At 54.9% G+C, this 2571-nt stretch carries 2 protein-coding genes; one reads left to right on the forward strand and one right to left on the reverse strand.

Annotation, left to right across the window (positions count from 1 at the left end; genetic code table 11):
* Positions 1–232: hypothetical protein (locus Q1B15_RS14735; RefSeq protein WP_366141732.1), on the reverse strand; the 232-nt coding region annotated here is incomplete at its 3' end.
* A 303-nt stretch (positions 233–535) separates the two neighbouring features.
* Here Q1B15_RS14735 and Q1B15_RS14740 point away from each other — a divergent pair.
* Positions 536–2485 (forward strand): DUF5054 domain-containing protein, encoded by a 1950-nt coding sequence (locus tag Q1B15_RS14740; protein ID WP_299754878.1) that lies wholly within the window; start codon positions 536–538, stop codon positions 2483–2485.
* Positions 2486–2571 lie beyond the last annotated feature (86 nt).

The raw sequence follows: 2571 nt of genomic DNA on the forward strand, positions 1-2571 counted from the left end.
AAATGGCGGCATGCACTGCGCAAAATCCCATTGAGCGTTCCGCTTCCATGCACACGCCAACGGAGACGTCACCGTGGTCTGCGATAAGTTCAGCTGCCACGCCACCCGCATTTACGTCTTCTGAAAGAATACGTTGGCCGACAACGACAAATGCCGCATCCATTAACTGCTCGTCCGTGATAATCGTAAGCCCCACGCTTCCGTCCACAACGACCTCAACCAGGAGCGCCATCTTTACTCACGCGACAACCTCAATTTTTTCTCCGCGCCGCTGCTCTCGCAGGTGGCGTGAATTGAGCCTATAAATGGGCCAACCTTACTGTCCTTGTAACGACTAGTACGCATTGGTCTGACAGCACCTGATTGAAAACTTGTGCGTCCGGAAATTTTGCGAATGGCTGAAGGGAAATGACTTGATCCGAACAGTACCCGATCTAGCGATGGATTCATTCAGTTTGCACCAGAGCGGCTTGTGTCTTGGCTGATCTTCCGACTAACAATTGCCGAACGCTGAGATCTCCGCGATTGGAAGAGCATGTCGAGCAAGCGAATTCACCTGATTTTCAAAACGCATCTCGATATTGGTTTTACTGATTACGCGTCCAAAGTATCTCGCCAGTATCATGACCATTTCATTCCAATGGCGCTTCGGACTGCTGAGCATCTCTGGGCAGAGAACCCGGACGCGCCAAAGTTTATCTGGACGACTGGTGCGTGGCTGATCCACCAACATCTTGAACAGGGCTCGTCCGAGGACCGTCGAAGACTTGAGGCCGCGATCGAGAAGGGCCTTATAGCCTGGCACGCTCTGCCTTACACGACACATACCGAACTTCTTTCAGTTGAACTCTTCGAGGCGGGATTGGGGTACGCCCGCGATCTGGATCAGAAATTCGGACGTAGCACGACAGCTGCGAAAATGACCGACGTTCCGGGCCATACGATTGGTAGTGTGCCGCTTCTTGCGCGTGCGGGCGTCCGGTTTCTGCACATTGGCGTCAACTCAGCGAGCACGCCGCCGGATGTGCCCCCAGTTTTTCGGTGGCGCACCAGGGAAGGTGACGAAATCCTTGTCATGTATCAAAACGAGTACGGGTCCACCTATTTTCCAGAGGCAATGGATGATGGCATCGGTTTTGCGCATACAATGGATAATATGGGGCCTCAGAGCATTGCCCAGGTTGTCGATGAGCATCGACTGATGGCACTGGACAATCCCGGCGCAACGATCGTTGCGTCTACGCTGACCGACTATGGCGATCTGCTTTGGGCTAAGCGGGGCAAGTTTCCGGTCGTCACGGACGAAATTGCAGACAGTTGGATCCACGGGGTCGGGACCGCACCGGCCAAGGTGTCGAGATACATGGGGTTGCGCCGGTTGTATGGCCAATGGGCAGCGGCTGGTCTCACCGATGAGCAGGAGAAAATGGGGCGTCGGCTCTGCATGGTCGCCGAACACACTTGGGGCGTCGATATCAAGACCTTCCTGCGGGATGAGAGCGCATGGGACCGATCTGATTTTCAGGCCGCCAGACAGTCAGATCCGCGGGTCGCTCTGACGGAGCATTCTTGGCATGAGCAGGACCACTTGATCGAAGCTGCAATGGCGGGATTGCCGCCGGAAGACTTGGCTGAAGCCACCAAGGCCGCATCGCCGCCGATTGTTTCGCTGGCTGAGATCGTCGTGGTGAGGCAAGGCATGGCGTCCCAGGAGGATGGTGAACTGGACTTCGATATGACGAGCGGAGGTCTGTGCGGCGTGCGTTTTCCCAACGGTCGAGAATTGATAGCGGAAGGCGGGCTAATGGGGGCGTTGAGTTATGAAAGCTACGACGCGCAAGATTATGCTGACTACAAGGACAGCTATCTGACGATGCGCGCCCATTGGGGCGAACAAGATCACGGAAAGCCCGGGTTGGAAAATGCGCGAACGTCGCAGTCGGCGACTTTTCAGCCGGAGTGGCTTGGTGTTGGCGTCGACCAAATGGGCCAAGCCATCAGCAAGTATCGCTTTGACGGAGTTGCTGCAAGAGAACTGGGTGCGCCATCAGAGTGCGAGGTGCGCCTTCGCTTTGTTGATCGCCAGACTTTGGAAATTATGGCGTGCTTTTTCGACAAGCCCGCGAACCGTATGCCAGAGGCTTCGTTTCTGAGTTTTGCCCCTGCGGTTGATCCGCGCAGCTGGCGCTTTCAGAAACTTGGATACAAGGTAGATCCAACTGCTGTTGTTCAAAATGGGAGCAGGCAACTGCACGCGGTTGAGTCTATCGAATGCAAAGATTTGCAAGGCGAGCGCGTGGTGATCACGCCGCTCGATAGTCCGTTGGTTGGCCCCGCCGAAGCGCCGTTTCTATTGTTTCATCGGGACGAGATATCGATGAAGGACGGTATTCGGTTTTGCTTGCATAACAACAAGTGGGGCACGAATTTCCCGATGTGGTGTGAAGGTGACTTTTTGTTCCGGTTCCATGTTTCTGTGGAGTGATTGGTGCGGTTGTTATTGCACGTGCATTACGACGACGTCCGCCGCGGGCGCCTAACTGGTTGGAGTTAAATGCAGGCTTCTTCGGT

The sequence above is a fragment of the uncultured Boseongicola sp. genome, from assembly GCF_937988555.1.
Classification (GTDB): domain Bacteria; phylum Pseudomonadota; class Alphaproteobacteria; order Rhodobacterales; family Rhodobacteraceae; genus Boseongicola.

Excerpts from the sequence above, each read along its gene's own strand:
- Q1B15_RS14740 (WP_299754878.1), top strand. The coding sequence starts at position 536 with ATGTCGAGCAAGCGAATTCACCTGATTTTCAAAACGCATCTCGATATT.